The organism is Dyella sp., assembly GCF_035503745.1.
Classification (GTDB): Bacteria; Pseudomonadota; Gammaproteobacteria; order Xanthomonadales; family Rhodanobacteraceae; genus Dyella_B.
On the sequence record NZ_DATJTC010000011.1, the window covers coordinates 85,409 to 101,671 of the forward strand.

Sequence of the window (16,263 nt, forward strand, 5' to 3'; positions counted from 1 at the left end):
GCGCTATGGCCGTGCGTTGCGCAACGTCTTGAACAAAGCCTCCGCTTCCCAGCGCAAATAGGATCGCTCCGCGTCGCGGATCAACGCCACGATGCGCGCATTGGCCGCCGCGCGAAATCCCTTCGACGCCGCCAGCGCGACGATCTCGCCGTTGATGTAGTCGACCTCGGTGCGCCGCCCTGCCTGCAGGTCGTCCCAAGTGGACGAGCGCGCCAGCGGGTCGATCGCCAGCATTCGCCCCGCGATGCGCTGGAAGATGGCATCGGGCAGCGACAGCACGCCCGGTATCCAGCGCGTGGGCAGCGGCGTGAGCTGCGCCGGACGAATGCCGGCCGCCTCCAGCACCTGCAAACCTTCGCGTTGCAGCAGCGCCAGGCAACGCCGCCAGCTGCGTTGCGCCAGTTGATCGCGCAGCGGCAGCCCGCTCAGCGCATTGAGCGGGTTGTTGAGATTCATCAGCAGCTTCGCCCACAACACCGCGTGCATGTCGTCCTGCGCTTGCCATGCTAGTCCCGCGGCGGCGAAGGCCGGCTGAAACGGTTCCAGCACGGGCGAGCGCTCCACCATCAGCTCGCCGGAGGAGCCCTGGTGGAAATGGCCGGGCGCCGGCTGTGTCACGTTGAATGGCACCATGCCGGCCAGCACGCCATGCCCTGGCAGCGATACGCGCAACTCGGCCGCATTGCGCACGCCGTTTTGGAAACTGATCACTGGCGTGCCGGGCGCCAGCACGTCGGAAAGCTCGTGGCCTACATCCATGGTCGCCGACGATTTCACCGTCACCAGCACCAGATCCGCCTCGCGCGCGGCGTCGGGTTGCGTGTGCAGGTCCAGCGCATCGGGTGCGATGTGCTGGCGGTGGCCGTTCAAATCGCTGACCGTCAGCCCCTGCGCTTTCAGCGTGGCGACCACATGCGGCCGTGCAACGAAACGAACGCGCGCGTGCTGGTGCAGACGGCCGCCAAGATAGTTGCCGATCATGCCGGCGCCGTAGATGACGATGCGCGGTAGCGCCTTCATGCGATCGCCGCCGCGGCCGCGCGTCCGGCGATGCGGCCGGAAAACAGGCATCCGCCGAGGAAGCTGCCTTCCAGCGCGCGATAGCCGTGCAAGCCGCCGCCGCCGAATCCGGCGGCTTCGCCCACGGCATAAAGTCCGCGCACGGGTTGGCCATCATGGCCCAGCACGCGTGCTTGCAGGTCCGTTTCCAGTCCGCCGAGCGTCTTGCGTGTCAGGATGTTCAAGCGCACCGCGATCAGCGGTCCGTTGGCCGGATCCAGGATGCGATGCGGCCTGGCCACGCGCACCAGGCGATCGCCGCGATAACGGCGCGCGTTGTGGATGGCCATCACCTGGCTATCCTTCGCATACGGATGGTCGAACTGGCGATCGCGCGCCTGGATCTCCTCGCGCATCCGCGCGGCATCGATAAGCGGGGTGCCGGCCAGTGCGTTCATCCCGGCGACCAGATCGTCCACGTTGTCGCGCACGATGAAGTCGCGGCCATGTTGCTTGAACGCCTCCACCGGCGCGGGAGCGTTCTTGCCGATGGCGCGCTTGGCCACCTGGCGCCAGCTTTTGTTGGTGAGATCCGGATTCTGCTCGGAGCCGGACAGTGCAAATTCGCGCCGGATGATCTGCTGGTCCAGCACAAACCAGCTGTAGTCAAAGCCGGTACGGCGCAGATGCTCCAGCGTGCCCAGCGTGTCGAAGCCCGGCCACAGCGGGCAGGGCAGGCGCTGGCCGCGCGCGTCGAACCACAGCGACGACGGGCCGGGCAGAATGCGGATCGCGTGCCCGGGCCAGATCGGATTCCAGTTTTCGATGCCTTCGACGTAGTGCCACATGCGGTCGCGATTGATCAACCGCGCGCCGGCCGCCTCCGTGATGTCGAGCATGCGCCCGTCCACATGCGCGGGCACGCCGCACAACATGTGCGAGGGCGGCGGTCCCAAACGCTCGGGCCAATGGCGGCGCACCAGTTCGTGGTTGCCGCCGATGCCGCCGGACGCCACGATCACCGCCTGCGCGCGATATTCGAAATCGCCGGTCACCTCGCGCGAACTGGGTTTGCCGCGTTCCACGCCATCCTCGGCCAGGCGCGCGCCGCGCACGCCGGCCACGCAGCCGTTTTCCACCAGCAACTGGTCCACGCGATGGCGGAATGCCCATTGCAGCAAGCCTTTCGCCGCCGCTTCGCGCGCCCGGCGCACGAACGGTTCCAGCACGCCCGGACCGGTACCCCAGGTGACGTGGAAGCGCGGCACCGAATTGCCGTGGCCGATCGCGCCATGGCCGCCGCGTTCGGCCCAGCCCACCACCGGAAACCAGCGCATGCCCATGCCATGCAGCCAGGCGCGTTTTTCGCCCGCGGCGAAATCGACGTACGCCTGCGCCCATTGGCGGGGCCAGTGGTCTTCGGTACGGTCGAAAGCGGCCGTGCCCATCCAGTCGGCCAGGGCCAGCGCGTGCGAATCGCGCACGCCCATGCGCCGCTGCTCGGGCGAATCGACAAAAAACAGGCCGCCAAACGACCAGTGCGCCTGGCCGCCCAGGCTCTGCTCCGGCTCCTGCTCGACCAGCAGCACGCGCCGGCCCGCATCGGCGAGCTCGGTGGCGGCGACCAGGCCGGCGAGCCCCGCGCCGACCACGATGACATCGGTGGATTGCATACGCCTTGCCCCTGGGAATGCTCCGAAGGAACAACTTATCGCGCACCCGCCGCTTTGCCTATGTGCGCTGCGCCATCGTTCGCCGCGAGCGCGGTATGACCGATGGCACGGGATGACGCATGGCCCATGCTTGCCGATGCCCGGCCGTTAAACCCTATGCAGGCTGGGACGCATCCAAGCGACACAACGGCCGGCGTGGGCCGTGCCGAAGCGGGAGAGGGAATCGCACATGCATCGTCATCTCACCACCATCGCGTTCGCGGCCGGCCTGGTCATGGCCGGCGGCGCGCAGGCTTCGAGCGTGCACGGACATGCTATGCAGTGTTCGTTCAATAGCGATTACGACGTGCAGATCAAGCCCGACGGCATCGCTTTCAGCCGCGAGAGCGGCCCCGCGCAAACGGTTTTCATCCACGACGGACAGCTGCGCATCGACGGCCGCCCGGTGACGGTGTCGCCGCAGGATGGCGCGCGCCTGCGCAGCTACGAACGCCAGGTGCGCGACCTGCTGCCGGCGATGGCGGGCATCGCGCGCGACGGGGTGGATATCGGCTATTCGGCGATGACCACCGTGGCCGCCACGCTCACCGACGACAGCGACGAACGCACGCGCATCATGGACAAGCTGCGCGACCGCCACGACGAGGCGCTGCAGCAGATCGACGTCACCCTCGGCCATGGCTTCTGGAAAGCGGGCGACAGCGGCGAAACCTTCGGCGCCGCGGTGGAAGAGGCGGTGGCCGACATGGTCGGCAGCATCACCCGCGACGTGCTCAACGACGCGCTCAGCAACGATCCCAGCAAGCTCGCCTCGCTCCAGGCGCGCACCAGCGCGCTGGAAACCACGCTCGACAAAGCCGTCGAACAGCCCGCCGAGAAACTCGCCCAGCGCGCCGATGCACTGTGTCCGAGCCTTGGTCAACTTGAGCAACTGCAACAGCAGTTTCAATTCCGCCTGCCCAACGGCGAGCGGCTGACGCTGCTTTCATCGGACACGGACGGTAACGACAAGGCAAGCCACTACGCCCAGCGATAGCACTCCCCCGAACGCCATGCTCACCGGCATGGGACAGTCATGTGCCCGGCTACCCCTCCGGGCACTTTTTTTGTGCGTCATGATGGATTTGAACACGGGCTGCTAGGCTTTCGCGGTTTTTTCCAGGGCCGCGCCATGTTCGACCATCTGCTGCGTTTGTCTCGCGAGGACTTCTCGCTGTTTTTCACCCATCATGGCCCGGCCTTGCTCGGCGCGGCGCTGGTGCTGCTGCTCGGCCATTGGCTGGCGCGGCGGCTGGCCAACTTCATCCAGCGCGCAATGCACCGTGCCGCCATCGATCCGACCCTGAGCGGCTTTCTGCGCAACCTCATCTACGGCGTGCTGATTGCCGTGTTGATCGTGATCGCCCTGCAGACCGCCGGCGTGCCGAGTGCGCCGCTGCTGGCCGCGCTCGGCGCGGGTGGCCTGGCGATCGGGCTCGCCTTGCAGGGTTCGCTGAGCAACCTGGCGTGGGGTGTGCTGCTGATCGTGTTCCGACCGTTCAAGGTCGGCGATTTCATCGATGCCGGCGGCGTTGAGGGCACGGTGGAAGGCATCAACCTGATGCATACCCAACTGGTGCTGGCCGACAACCGCGAGGCGGTGGTGCCCAATGCCAAGATCGGTGCCGATGCCATCATCAACTTCAGCCGGCGCGGCACGCGGCGCTTCGAGTTGCGCGTGGGCATCGGCTATGACAGCGACATCGGCGCGGCGATCGGCGTGGTGCAACGACTCATCGAGGCCGATGCGCGCATCTTGCAAGACCCCGCACCCACCGTCTGGTCCGACAGCCTTGGCGAGAGCGCCATCCATCTGCTGCTGCGCGCCTACACCCGCACCGGCGATTTCTGGCCCGCGCAGACCGATCTGCTGCGTGCGGTGAAAGAACAGTTCGACGCCCAGGGCATCCGCATGCCGTTTCCGCAACGCGAGGTGCGCATCGTCGGCGCCGCCGAGGAGCGCAAGTAGGATCCCTTCCGCATACGTATGCGCATGGCCCCCTCAGGTCGATTTGCCATGTCCGTAGAGGGGCGCCGGTTGCTATGATGGAAGCCTTGCGGCCGCCCCCGCCTCCCCACGCGGCCGCCTTCGCTCTGCAGGAGTAATCATGGCCGACCTCAAAGAAGCCCGCGTTCCTGATATCGGCGGTCACGCCGATGTGCCCGTCATCGAAGTGATGATCAAACCCGGTGACTCGGTGGAAAAGGACCAAAGCCTCATCACGCTGGAGTCGGACAAGGCCACCATGGAAGTGCCCGCGCCGTTCGCCGGCGTGGTGAAGGACGTGAAGCTGAAGGTCGGCGACGAGGTGTCCGAGGGTGCCGTGATCGCCCTGATCGAAGCCTCCGACGGCGCCGCCGCACCGGCTCCGGCGCCTGCCAAGGCCCAAGCCCCGGCTCCCGCAGCCCCGGCACCCGCGCCCGCCCCGGCCGCCGCGCCCCCGGTGAAGGAAGAACCGGCCCCGCAAGGCGGCCGCAGCGTGCTGCCCGGCAATGCGCCCGAGGGTGATGTCGCCCCCCAGGCCCGCCCGCCGTTCGACGCCAACATCATCATGCCCGGCGATGCCCCCTACGCCAGCCCTGCCATCCGCGCCTTCGCGCGCGAGTTGGGCGTGGACATCCGCCAGGTGAAAGGCAGCGCCCGCGCCGGGCGCATCGTGCGCGAGGACGTCACCAGCTACGTCAAGCATGCGCTGGCATCGGGCGCCCGTCCGGCCACCGGTGGCGCGGCCCCGGCCGGCGGCGGCCTCAACCTGCTGCCGTGGCCGAAGGTCGATTTCGCCAAGTTCGGCCAGATCGAGGAAAAGCCGCTCTCGCGCATCCAAAAGATCTCCGGCGCCAACCTCGCGCGCAACTGGGCGATGATCCCGCACGTCACCCAGCACGAAGATGCCGACATCACCGAGCTGGAGGCCTTCCGCAAGAAGCTCGGCGAAGAAAACAAGGACCTCAAGATCACCCCGCTGGTGTTCCAGATCAAGGCGGTGGTTGCGGCGCTGAAGAAATTCCCGCAGTTCAACGCCTCGCTCGACGAAAGCGGCGAGAAGCTGTTCCTCAAGAAGTACTTCCACATCGGCATCGCGGTGGACACGCCCGATGGCCTGGTGGTGCCGGTGATTCGCGATTGCGACAAGAAGGGCCTGTTGGATCTCGCGGTGGAACTGGGCGAGATCTCCAAGAAAGCACGCGATAAAAAGCTCGGCCCCAACGACATGTCCGGTGGCTGCTTCTCCATCTCCTCGCTCGGCGGCATCGGCGGCACGGCCTTCACGCCGATCGTCAACGCGCCGGAAGTGGCCATCCTGGGCGTGTCCAAGGCGCAGACCAAGCCGGTGTGGAACGGCAAGGAATTCGCGCCGCGCCTGATCCTGCCGCTGTCGCTCAGCTACGACCATCGCGTGATCGACGGCGCGCTCGCCGCGCGCTTCGCCTCGTTCCTCGCGGCCCAGCTGGGCGACATCCGTCGCCTGTTGCTCTGACGAGGGGAGACGATCATGGCCAATACGATCGAAATCAAAGTCCCCGACATCGGCGGGCACGACAACGTGCCGGTGATCGAGGTGATGGTGAAAGTCGGCGATACCGTCGCCAAGGAGCAGAGCCTCATTACGCTCGAATCGGACAAGGCGACGATGGAGATTCCTTCCAGCGCCGCCGGCGTCATCAAGGAATTCAAGCTCAAGGTCGGCGATGAAGTGTCCGAGGGCACGGTCATTGCGGTGGTCCAGGTGAGCGAAGGCGCTGCGGCCGAAGCGCCCAAGACCGCCGCGCCTGCACCGGCGCCGGCTTCCGCACCAGGCCCCGCTCCCTCACCTCAATCCTCTCCCCAGCGGGCAGAGGCGGCGAAGGCGCCGCAAGCGGCATCATCGTCAGGAAGAGCGGCGGATATCCAATGCAAGCTCGTCGTGCTCGGTTCCGGCCCGGGCGGCTATACGGCCGCCTTCCGCGCCGCGGACCTCGGCGTGGATACTGTGCTGGTGGAACGCTACGCCAAGCTCGGCGGCGTATGCCTCAATGTCGGCTGCATCCCGTCCAAGGCCTTGCTGCACGCGGCGGCGGTGATCGACGAAGCCGAAGCGATGGCCGCGCACGGCGTCAGCTTCGGCAAGCCCAAGATCGACATCGACAAGCTGCGCAGCTTCAAGGACAAAGTGGTCGGCCAGCTCACCGGCGGCCTGGCCGGCATGGCCAAGCAGCGCAAGGTACGCACGGTGCAGGGCGTGGGCACGTTCATCTCGCCCAACGAAATGGAAGTGGAGACGGCCGAAGGCAAAAAGCTGATCCGCTTCGAATACGCCATCATCGCCGCGGGCTCGCAGTCGGTGAAGCTGCCGGCATTCCCGTGGGACGACGATCGCATCGTCGATTCCACCGGCGCGCTGGAACTCAAAGATGTGCCGGCCAAGCTGCTGGTCGTGGGCGGCGGCATCATCGGCCTGGAAATGGCCACCGTGTACGCGGGGCTCGGCAGCGAAGTGACCGTGGTCGAATTCATGGACCAGATCATCCCCGGCGCCGATGCCGACCTCATCAAGCCGCTGTCCAAGCGCCTTGGCGGCAAGCTCAAGGGCATTCATCTCAAGACCAAGGTGGTTGAGGCCAAGGCCACCAAGAAAGGCATCGAAGTCAGCTACGAAGGCGAAAACAAGCCCGAAACCACGCTGTTCGACCGCGTGCTGGTGTCGGTGGGCCGCTCGCCCAACGGTGGCAAGATCGGCGCGGACAAGGCCGGCGTCGCCGTCACCGAGCGCGGCTTCATCAACGTCGACACGCAGATGCGCACCAACGTCAAGCACATCTTCGCCATCGGCGACCTGGTCGGCCAGCCGATGCTGGCGCACAAGGCCACGCACGAAGCGAAAGTCGCGGCGGAAGCCATTGCCGGCATGAAGAGCCATTTCGATGCGCGCGTGATCCCGTCCGTCGCCTACACCGATCCGGAAGTGGCATGGGTGGGCGTCACCGAGCGCGAAGCGAAAGAAAAAGGCCTCAAGATCGGCGTGGGCAAATTCCCGTGGGTGGCCAGTGGCCGCGCCATCGGCATCGACCGCACCGAGGGCTTCACCAAGTTGCTGTTCGACGAAGAAACCCATCGCGTGGTCGGCGGCGCCATCGTCGGTCCGCATGCCGGCGACTTGATTTCGGAAATCGCGCTGGCGATCGAAATGGGCAGCGAAGCGGCCGACATCGGCCTCACCATCCATCCGCATCCCACCCTCAGCGAATCGGTGGGCATGGCGGCCGAGGTCTACGAAGGCACCATCACCGATCTGTACATCCCCAAGAAAAAATAAGCCGCATTGGCGGTGGATAAAAAGGCCCGGAGCGATCCGGGCCTTTTTTGTTGGCGGTGCCGGCGTGGCGGCGTCGCGCAGTGAAGCGAGCGGATGCACGGAAAAACCTACCGGTAATTTCCGTGATGCCCATGGCCATGGGATAGGAAACCCGACGCCACGATCAGATTGCACCTTCACGATTAATCGCATTCGTCACCGGACAAATTCGACAAAACCAAGGGCAAAGTAAGTTATTTCCGATTTGTGCGTCGGCTTTGAACGTTTCGCACCGCAAATCACCCGTAACGTGTAGTTGAAACGGTGAGGTTTCGATAATGTCCGCGCCCCGTCAGTGGGGGCGCGCGGCAGTATGGAAAGTTCCTCTCTAAGAAAATTTCGAACGGTTCCTCGCCGCAGCACGGCAACCCCGCGTTTGCTCGCGCTGGCAGGTATGGCGGCCATCTCGCCCGCTGCGATGGCGCAAGACAAACCCGTCACGCTCGATCAGCAGCAACAACGACTGCGCACCCAGCAACAGGCGCAAGAACGCAGCGCGCGCGAGAACGCGCCGGCCGCGCGGCTGAGCGACAACGCGGCCACCGATTTTCATCATCGCGATCTTCCCAGCGAAACGCCGTGCTTGGACATCAGGCAGATCCGCCTGCAAGGCGAGCGCAGCGACACCTTCGGTTTCGTGCAGCGCTACCTCAATCACTACGCAGGCCGCTGCATCGGTCATGAGGGCGTCAGCCTGATCGTGCGCCGTGCGGGCGACCTGATCCTCGCGCGCGGCTACGTCACCACCCGGGTGGGTTTGGGCCAGCAGGATCTCTCCAAAGGCACGCTTACGCTCACCGTGGTGCTAATCACGCTTTTGGTGGCGACACGGCCCTTGAGGTCGGTGCTGGAATTATGGTGCCAATTAAAGCGCCAACAGGTTCTACGGGTGTAATGGCACCTCTATTTAGCCTTCCATTTACCCCCGGTGATCAGTCACCCACTAGCCAAGGACAGTAGCGGTATGGAAGCTGACAAGAATAACAAGCTGAGCCTAGGTGGGGTGATTATTTTCGCAGTTATATGGGCGGTTTTGCTTGGTTACCGTTTTGTAAGTCCCTCGGCAAGAGAGGGGAGAGAGTTTCTGGAACATCTTCCTTTGGCGGATATTCGGTATGTCCGCATCGATCCGACAAGCGACCATTCTTTGATCCACGGGTCGCTTATTGTTCGCGACAGAGCAGAAATAAAGGCACTACTTACGCCTATGACAGGTATGTGGCACGTCGTACCAAACCACCCTGTTACAACTTGGTCCGTAATCATTACGATCGCCACTGATCACAAGGAATTCGGCGGGGTTATCACGAGCACCAGTAATCAGGGAGTGCTCTTTACCTATCGTAGTAGTGGCACATTGCATTGGGTCTATCAGCAGTACGGAATGAAGGACCCTGCGGCCGCAATTCGCTCAGTGAACCGTCCTGAGAATCTCGAAACTTCAATATCGCCTACGGAAAAATGAGTGTGCCCCAAGTGATTTGGTGTAAGCATCAACGCGCCTATCAAGTGGGCATGACCGCAGCCGGCGATCTGGAGAGCAATTTAAACCTTATGCCGGGCAGTATGGGGCGATGGCGATCCACGCGGCGGTAGGTGCGGCCGCTGCGGCGGCAGGTGGTGGCAATGCGTTGCAGGGCGCGGGAGGCGCAGCGGCCGGCGAGGCGGTGACACCGTATCTCGAAAGCTACGGGGCGAGTGGAGAGTTGGCTGGCACAACACTCGTGGGTGCGCTCTTCGGCGGTGGGGCAGGTGCATCAACAGCATTGGCGGGTACGCAATACAACTATCTGGATCACCTCCAAATGGCGCAAGAAGCCGCCGCGAAGGCCGCCTGCAAGAACCAGCAATGCGTGGATAATGTCACTGCGCAGTACAACGCGCTTAGTTACACGCAAGACCTCAACATGGCCAATGGCCTGATCGAGTCAAGCAATTTGCCGTCATCGCTGGTTGCTGCGCTGAATTCCACTCAGCCAAACGCGCCGGCCTTTACAGCGCTGTTTAATCAGGCGTTGTCGTATCAAAACCCCAGCAGTCCAAGCACGACGCTGAATTACACGCTGGTCAATCAGCAGGATGGTCAGCCGTTGATGAGTGCGACACCGGGGGTCTCAGCTGATCCAGAACAACGGCGATATCCTTCAAGTGAATCCTGGACTGTTGCTGTTTTCACTGCCCCCTAGTTTGGGATACCAGGATTGTGCGCTGAGCCATGCGCCATCCTCACCGCCGGCCAGAACACCCGCTACTATGCTTGTGTCAGCGAGTGGTGGCAGCGCTTGTGGTGTTAGTTGGCTGATCAGACATGGCAGCATCAATGGTCGCCGCGAGGCCTTCGAGGTTGTGCGATGCCTCGTTGGTCAGCCAGACCATCTGGTTGACGACGTGCAACAGTTCGGTCGGTTGTACGTTGCCTACTTGCAGATCGATGATGACATCGACCATGCGTGGGCCGTCGAGTACGATGGGAAGGTCTTCGCTCATCAAGGTGCTGCGGGCGTTTTGTGCGGCGTAGACGGCGGCATAGCGGCGCAGTTTGTCGTTGTCGATCCAGCCGGCGGATTGATTGGCGACGGCGACGTCCCAGGCTTCATGCCGCAGGATCGGCCAGCGCCAGTCGAGATAAAGCCCGTCCGGTGCGTTTTGTTGCATGTGCTGAATAATTTGCGCATCGCTGGCGTGGGCCTTGATGTCTTGCACCAGCACGTCGCGAAGTTTTTGCAGATCGTGCATGCGTTGGGTATCGCGCGCGCGTGCTTTGTCGATCTCGCTGCGGTTGGTGCGGATCTCCGCTTCGATCTGCGTGCTGGCCGCTTCGGCGGCGTGGCGCTCGTGCACGTGTTCCACCCAGGCTTCCAAGGCCAATGCGGTGACGATGCCAAGCACGATCATCACATAATGCTTGGCCAGATCCTTCATGGTTTCCATGGGCATTTTCGCCGGTTCAACGTGCATGGGTCGTTCCCTGGCAATGGATGGAATGGGCGAAGGGTAATGGATTTTTGTCGCGGGTGCCGGTCCCTCGCCGCACGTGCTGTTTTACGCGAACAGGTCGCGCTGAGCGATAAAGCTGTCCTGGTCCACGAAGCCCGACAGGCCCACGCCCACCAGTCGATAGCGGCTGTCGGCGGGGCGTTCCACGCGGCCGCGCAGTGCGCAAGCGACGTCGGCCAGTTCCTGCGCGGAGCTGGGCAGCGAGGAGGGCGTGAGGCTGCGGGTGAGAGTGTGGAAGTCGGAGGTTTTCAGTTTCAGCACGATAGTGCGTGCGATGCGTCCGCGTTGCGCTTCGCGTTGATGCGCGGCCCAGGTTTTTTCGGCCAGCTGGCGGATGTGCGGTTCGAGTTCGTCCAGCGTGAGGTCGTGCTCGAAGGTATCTTCGGCGGACACTTGCAAGGTGAGCTGGTTGGGTTGCACGGCGTGATCGTCGATACCCAGCGACAGCTCGTGCAGGCGGCGGCCCCAGCGGCCCAAGCGCATCTCGAGTTCGGTCAGCGTCAAGGTGCGCAGGTCGCTTACCGTCTTGATGCCCATCGCTTCCAGTTTGGCTTCCATCACCTTGCCCACGCCGGGCAGCCGGTTGACCGCCAGCGGCGCGAGGAAGGCCTGCACCTGGTGCGGGCGGATCACGAACAGGCCGTCCGGCTTGTTCCAATCGGAAGCGATTTTCGCCAGGAATTTGTTCGGCGCCACGCCGGCGGAGGCGGTAAGGTGGGTTTCCTCGCGGATGGCCGCGCGGATCGCCTCGGCGGTGGCGGTGGCCGTGGGCAGGTTGCTCTTGGTGGCGGTGACGTCGAGGTAGGCTTCGTCCAGCGACAACGGTTCGATCAGGTCGGTGTGCCGCGCGAAGATTTCGCGCACCTGCCGCGACACGGCCTTGTAGCGCACGAAATCCGGCGGCACGAAAATCGCCTGCGGACACAGCCGCTCCGCACGCACCGCGGGCATGGCCGAGCGCACGCCGAATTTGCGTGCTTCATAACTGGCCGCGCACACCACCGAGCGCGCGCCGCGCCAGGCCACGACCACCGGCTTGCCGCGCAGCGACGGATCGTCGCGCTGCTCCACCGATGCATAGAAGGCATCCATGTCAACGTGGAGAATCTTGCGGGGTGGGGTGGACACGCTGCTACCGGTCGCGGTTGATAGGGCGATTTTAAGCGCTGGCCTGGGTGTGCGCATGCCGGAGTGTCGGCGTGCGCATGGCAGGCCTGGGCTGAAGTACAGGCGCCATGTCGCACGTGTCTGGCATGCCGCATCATAGGTGGGGCTACTGCCGCCGGTAGGTTGCGCAGGGTGGGTGGCTTAACCATCCGGCGGATGCCACGCGGAATGGGTCGATCTTGCCGCGAGATGGGATGCAGGCGCTGTAGCATCGGCTCGATAGCCGGCCCGGTTAAGACACGCCAGCCAGGAGCCGCGTTGCCGGTGCGGGCAAAGATGGGATGCCAGGCCCGGTACCCGGGCCTGGGCATGGCCGCCAGGCCTACACGCTTTATGGGATTTCCTTGTCGCGCTCGCACAGCCCCGGCTTTTTTCCGCACGCCGATGGCGGCGACCCCTGCCATAGGGCATAGGTCATCCGAAATTTTGGTGCCGACTCGGGTTAATGTCGGCATCTATGACCGACGAAACTTCGCAACATTCCTATCTGCGGCGGCTGGGCGTCTGGGACGGTGCCGCCATTGTCGTGGGCGGCGTGATCGGCGGCGGCATTTTCCGCACGCCGGCCACGGTGGCCAAGCAAACCGGCGCGGGCCTGCCGCTGTTGACGCTATGGGCCATCGGCGGCCTGCTTACGCTGGCCGGGGTGCTGTGCTACGGCGAGCTTGGCGCGCGGCGGCCGCAGGCGGGCGGCATCTATATCTATCTGCGCGAAGCCTTCGGTTCGTTGCCGGCGTTCCTGTTCGGCTGGACGATGGCGCTGATCAATTACCCAGGCAGCGTAGCAGCGGTGGCCACCACTTTCGCCGATTATTTCTGCCATGCCTGCGGCCTCTCGGCGATCTGGGTGAAGCCATCGGCGGTGGGGGCGATCGTTTTCATTGTCGGCGTGAACCTGTTTGGCATTCGCGCGGGCGCGTGGATGCAGAACCTTTTCACGATCCTCAAGCTCGCCGCCATCGCGATGCTGGTGGTGGTGGGGCTGGTGCTGGCGCACGGGCATTTCGATCGCGTGCTGGCGGTCGATAGCGCGCATCCGGTGCCCAGCGGCGCGTGGATCGGCGCCTTGCTGCCGGTGTTGTTCGCCTATGGCGGCTTCCATTACCTCAACGACCTGGCCGGCGAAGTACGCGATCCCCAACGCACGCTGCCGCGCGCGCTGGCGATGGGCATGATCGGCGTGGTGGTGTGCTATCTGCTGGTCAATATCGCCTACCTCACGGGATTGGGGCATGCGGGCCTGGCGGCCAGCATCGCGCCCGCGGCCGATGTGATGAGCAACATCTTCGGCACGGCCGGCGCGCGGATCATGGCGGTCGGCATTGCCTGCTCCACGTTCGGCTATTGCAGCATCGCCATCGCCGGCGGCGCACGCGTACTGCAGACGATGGGCGCGGACGGCATGTTTTTTCGCTCGGTGGGGCGCATCGACTCGCGCTGGCGCGCGCCGCAGATCGCGCTGGCGGTGCTGGGCGGGTGGGCCATCGTGCTGATCCTCACCGGTACGTTCGATCAGCTGCTGGACTACACCACGGTCGGCGAATGGCTGGGGCATGCCTTCGGCATCGCCACGCTGTTCTGGTATCGGCGCCGCTTTGCCGATCAATCGCTGCCCTATCGCGTGCCGTGGTATCCGGTGATTCCGTTCGTATTCGTCGCCACCGTGTTCGGCGTGATCATCGCCACGGTGATCAACCAGCCGCACGATGCGGGCATGAGCCTTTTGATCATTGCGCTGGGCGTGCCGGTGTATGCGTTGTGGCGTTACTGGCAGGCACGGCGCGCGGCTTGAGCTGCCGCCATGCGGATGGATGACGCATACTGCGCGAATCTTTCTTCGCCCGGATCGGCCATGAAGCAGCTCGCGCTGGTGATAGCCCTGGTATCAGGTGTGTTGCCGCTTGCCCGCGCGAAGGCGGCCGAGGTGGCCGACCTTTCCCGTGCAAGCACGGGCGCGCAACTGCAACTTTTGCAGGTGGAACGCGTCGGCGGCACCGAACACGATAGCCGCGGCACGGCGCTGCAGCGCTACGCGTTCGAGCCGTCCGGCCGGCCGCAACTGGTCATCGCGCCGGCCAGCGGTACGTGGAACTGGTCGGGGCAGGGCGCGCTGCGGATCCAGGTACAGAACGCCATGGCATGGGCGGTCACGCTGGTGGTCGATATCGATGGCACCACGCCGGACCAGCATCTGCACGCGGTGGTGGGATTGCCCGCGGGTCCCGCGCAAACGCTGATCGTGCCATTGCACGCCACCTCGCCGCGCAGCTTTGGCATGCAGGCAGGGCCGCCGATGCCGTTCGACGATCATGGCAGCGCGGTGTTCGTGGCGACGACCGTCGAAGGCTCGATCGACCTTGCACACGTTCATGCCATTCATCTTGGCATGCCCGCACCGCAGGCCGCGCAGCAAGTGCTGCTTGGAAGCATGGGTACGACAGCGGGCGATGCCGCGTTGCAGAGCGCCTACAGCGGCATCGTCGATCAATGGGGACAGTACACGCGCGGCCGGTGGCCGGAGAAAATCGACAGCGATGCGGCCTTGCGCGCCGCGCACCTGCAGGAACAACGCACGCTTGCCGCGGCGCTGGCGCAACGGCATGGCCTGGATGCCTACGGCGGCCGCCAGGATATCGCGCTCACGCGCACGGGTTGGTTCCACACGCAGAAGGCGAACGGCCGCTGGTGGCTGGTTACGCCCGATGGCCACGCGTTTTTCTCGCTGGGCGTAAACGCCGTGGCTGCCGACAACTCGCGTACCTATGTGCAAGGGCGCCAGTACATGTTCGTCAACCTGCCGCTGGACCAGGCACCATGGCACACGTTCTACGGCCTGGACGACAGCCGCGATGCCGAACGCGGCGCCAGTGCGGGCCTGGGTGACAATCACGGGCGCTGGTTCGATTTTTACGAAGCCAATCTCTATCGCGCCACCGGTGCCGACTGGCTGACGATCTGGCGGCGGCGCACGCTCGATCGCCTGCAGGCGTGGGGTTTCAACACCATCGGCAACTGGAGCGATGACGCGCTGGGCCGGATGCATCGCGTGGCCTACACCTTGCCGATCGATATCAACGGCACGTTTGGCAACGTTTCCAGCGGTTTCGATTATTGGGGGCGCATGCCCGATCCCTTCGATCCGCGTTTCGCGCAAGCGGTCGAGCGTGCGGTGGCGAGCGCAAGCGAACATGCGCGCAACGATCCATGGCTGCTGGGCTATTTCGCCGACAACGAACTGGCGTGGGCGGGCCGGGGGCCGCAAGGGCGCTGGGGCCTGGCGGTGGGTACCTTGCGTGGGCAGGCGCGCAGCGATGCCAAGCAGGCGTTCATCGCCATGCTCAAGAAAAAATACGGCGAGCCGGCGAAGCTGGCGGCGGCGTGGGGCATCGCGTTGACCGATTGGCAGGCATTGAATGCCACGAATGTCGCCGCGCCCGTGCCCAATGAAGCGCATCCGGCCATCGCCGAAGATTACAGTGCATGGTTGCGCGTCTATGCCGATAAATATTTCGGCACTGTCGCGGCGGCGATCCATCGGCATGACCCGCATCACTTGTTTCTCGGCGGCCGTTTCGCCGTAAATACGCCCGAAGCGGTGGCATCGTGCGCGCGCTATTGCGATGTGCTCAGCTTCAACGTGTATGCGGATGTGCCGCAGCATGGCGTGGATCTGGATGCCGTGCACCGGCTGGATAAGCCAGTGCTCATCACCGAGTTCCATTTCGGTTCGGACGATCGCGGCCCGTTCGGCAAGGGCGTGGTGTCGGTGTGGAACGAGGCGCAGCGCGGCCCGGCCTATGCGCATTTCGTGCAGGCGGCGGCGAGCGATCCGGACATCGTCGGTACGCATTGGTTTGAGTACGTGGATCAGCCGGTGACGGGGCGCCTGATCGATGGCGAGAACAGCCATATCGGGCTGGTCGGCATGACTGACTTGCCGTTCGGTGCCTTCGTGGATGCGGTGCGCAAGGCCAATCTGGGTCTTGTGCATTGAATCATGCCCGGCGACGTTCATCGCCGGGCATCGTTTGCGTTTGCGTGCGTGCGATCGCCGG

At 64.4% G+C, this 16,263-nt stretch carries 13 protein-coding genes; 9 read left to right on the plus strand and 4 right to left on the minus strand.

Features of this window, described 5'->3' with window-relative positions:
- Nucleotides 1-3: 3 nt before the first annotated feature.
- Together VME63_RS04305 and VME63_RS04310 are read right to left on the minus strand one after the other, a co-directional pair.
- The gene (locus tag VME63_RS04305; RefSeq protein ID WP_325430610.1) at nt 4-1,020 is read right to left on the minus strand and encodes a 2-dehydropantoate 2-reductase; all 1,017 of its coding nucleotides are present in this window, start codon (nt 1,018-1,020) and stop codon (nt 4-6) included.
- Nucleotides 1,017-2,672, minus strand: coding sequence for an FAD-binding dehydrogenase (locus VME63_RS04310; protein ID WP_325430612.1), 1,656 nt, complete (start codon nt 2,670-2,672; stop codon nt 1,017-1,019). Before VME63_RS04310 ends, VME63_RS04305 begins: the two co-directional genes overlap by 4 nt.
- Before the next feature lie 229 nt (nt 2,673-2,901).
- Here VME63_RS04310 and VME63_RS04315 point away from each other — a divergent pair, with 229 nt between their 5' ends.
- The 7 genes from VME63_RS04315 (at nt 2,902) to VME63_RS04345 (ending at nt 10,230) form a co-directional block, all read left to right on the plus strand.
- Nucleotides 2,902-3,708 carry a DUF2884 family protein gene (locus VME63_RS04315; protein WP_325430614.1) on the plus strand — a complete coding sequence of 269 codons (807 nt, stop codon included), beginning with the start codon at nt 2,902-2,904 and terminating at the stop codon, nt 3,706-3,708.
- Nucleotides 3,709-3,843: 135 nt separating this feature from the next.
- Nucleotides 3,844-4,680, plus strand: coding sequence for a mechanosensitive ion channel family protein (locus VME63_RS04320; RefSeq protein WP_325430616.1), 837 nt, complete (start codon nt 3,844-3,846; stop codon nt 4,678-4,680).
- A gap of 139 nt (nt 4,681-4,819) precedes the next feature.
- Entirely contained in the window at nt 4,820-6,190 is a 1,371-nt protein-coding gene (gene aceF, locus VME63_RS04325) for a dihydrolipoyllysine-residue acetyltransferase (protein ID WP_414648200.1), read from the plus strand.
- Nucleotides 6,191-6,205: 15 nt separating this feature from the next.
- A complete protein-coding gene (gene lpdA / locus VME63_RS04330) occupies nt 6,206-8,005 on the plus strand; it encodes a dihydrolipoyl dehydrogenase (RefSeq protein ID WP_325430618.1) in 1,800 nt (599 codons plus the stop codon).
- A gap of 433 nt (nt 8,006-8,438) precedes the next feature.
- On the plus strand, nt 8,439-8,939 hold the full coding sequence (locus tag VME63_RS04335; protein ID WP_325430620.1) for a POTRA domain-containing protein: 501 nt from the start codon (nt 8,439-8,441) through the stop codon (nt 8,937-8,939).
- Between the two features lie 69 nt (nt 8,940-9,008).
- Nucleotides 9,009-9,509: a hypothetical protein gene (locus VME63_RS04340; protein ID WP_325430622.1), complete on the plus strand. Its 501-nt coding sequence runs from the start codon at nt 9,009-9,011 to the stop codon at nt 9,507-9,509.
- 109 nt (nt 9,510-9,618) lie between these two features.
- Entirely contained in the window at nt 9,619-10,230 is a 612-nt protein-coding gene (locus tag VME63_RS04345) for a hypothetical protein (protein WP_325430624.1), read from the plus strand.
- A 76-nt stretch (nt 10,231-10,306) separates the two neighbouring features.
- Here VME63_RS04345 and VME63_RS04350 read toward each other — a convergent pair whose 3' ends face one another.
- The gene (locus tag VME63_RS04350; protein WP_325430627.1) at nt 10,307-11,002 is read right to left on the minus strand and encodes a hypothetical protein; all 696 of its coding nucleotides are present in this window, start codon (nt 11,000-11,002) and stop codon (nt 10,307-10,309) included.
- 84 nt (nt 11,003-11,086) lie between these two features.
- Nucleotides 11,087-12,169 (minus strand): DNA polymerase IV, encoded by a 1,083-nt coding sequence (gene dinB, locus VME63_RS04355; protein WP_325430629.1) that lies wholly within the window; start codon nt 12,167-12,169, stop codon nt 11,087-11,089.
- A gap of 496 nt (nt 12,170-12,665) precedes the next feature.
- Between dinB and VME63_RS04360 the strand changes: the two genes are divergently transcribed.
- Both VME63_RS04360 and VME63_RS04365 read left to right on the plus strand, forming a co-directional pair.
- The gene (locus VME63_RS04360; protein ID WP_325430631.1) at nt 12,666-14,000 is read left to right on the plus strand and encodes an APC family permease; all 1,335 of its coding nucleotides are present in this window, start codon (nt 12,666-12,668) and stop codon (nt 13,998-14,000) included.
- Between the two features lie 60 nt (nt 14,001-14,060).
- Complete coding sequence (locus VME63_RS04365) at nt 14,061-16,202, plus strand: beta-agarase (RefSeq protein ID WP_325430633.1); 2,142 nt, start codon at nt 14,061-14,063, stop codon at nt 16,200-16,202.
- The last annotated feature ends 61 nt before the right edge of the window (nt 16,203-16,263 follow it).

Excerpts from the sequence above, each read along its gene's own strand:
- aceF (WP_414648200.1), top strand. The coding sequence starts at position 4,820 with ATGGCCGACCTCAAAGAAGCCCGCGTTCCTGATATCGGCGGTCACGCC.
- VME63_RS04340 (WP_325430622.1), top strand. The coding sequence starts at position 9,009 with ATGGAAGCTGACAAGAATAACAAGCTGAGCCTAGGTGGGGTGATTATT.
- VME63_RS04345 (WP_325430624.1), top strand. The coding sequence starts at position 9,619 with ATGGCGATCCACGCGGCGGTAGGTGCGGCCGCTGCGGCGGCAGGTGGT.
- VME63_RS04335 (WP_325430620.1), top strand. The coding sequence starts at position 8,439 with ATGGCGGCCATCTCGCCCGCTGCGATGGCGCAAGACAAACCCGTCACG.
- VME63_RS04305 (WP_325430610.1), bottom strand. The coding sequence starts at position 1,020 with ATGAAGGCGCTACCGCGCATCGTCATCTACGGCGCCGGCATGATCGGC.
- lpdA (WP_325430618.1), top strand. The coding sequence starts at position 6,206 with ATGGCCAATACGATCGAAATCAAAGTCCCCGACATCGGCGGGCACGAC.
- VME63_RS04320 (WP_325430616.1), top strand. The coding sequence starts at position 3,844 with ATGTTCGACCATCTGCTGCGTTTGTCTCGCGAGGACTTCTCGCTGTTT.
- VME63_RS04315 (WP_325430614.1), top strand. The coding sequence starts at position 2,902 with ATGCATCGTCATCTCACCACCATCGCGTTCGCGGCCGGCCTGGTCATG.
- VME63_RS04350 (WP_325430627.1), bottom strand. The coding sequence starts at position 11,002 with ATGCACGTTGAACCGGCGAAAATGCCCATGGAAACCATGAAGGATCTG.
- VME63_RS04310 (WP_325430612.1), bottom strand. The coding sequence starts at position 2,672 with ATGCAATCCACCGATGTCATCGTGGTCGGCGCGGGGCTCGCCGGCCTG.
- VME63_RS04365 (WP_325430633.1), top strand. The coding sequence starts at position 14,061 with ATGAAGCAGCTCGCGCTGGTGATAGCCCTGGTATCAGGTGTGTTGCCG.
- VME63_RS04360 (WP_325430631.1), top strand. The coding sequence starts at position 12,666 with ATGACCGACGAAACTTCGCAACATTCCTATCTGCGGCGGCTGGGCGTC.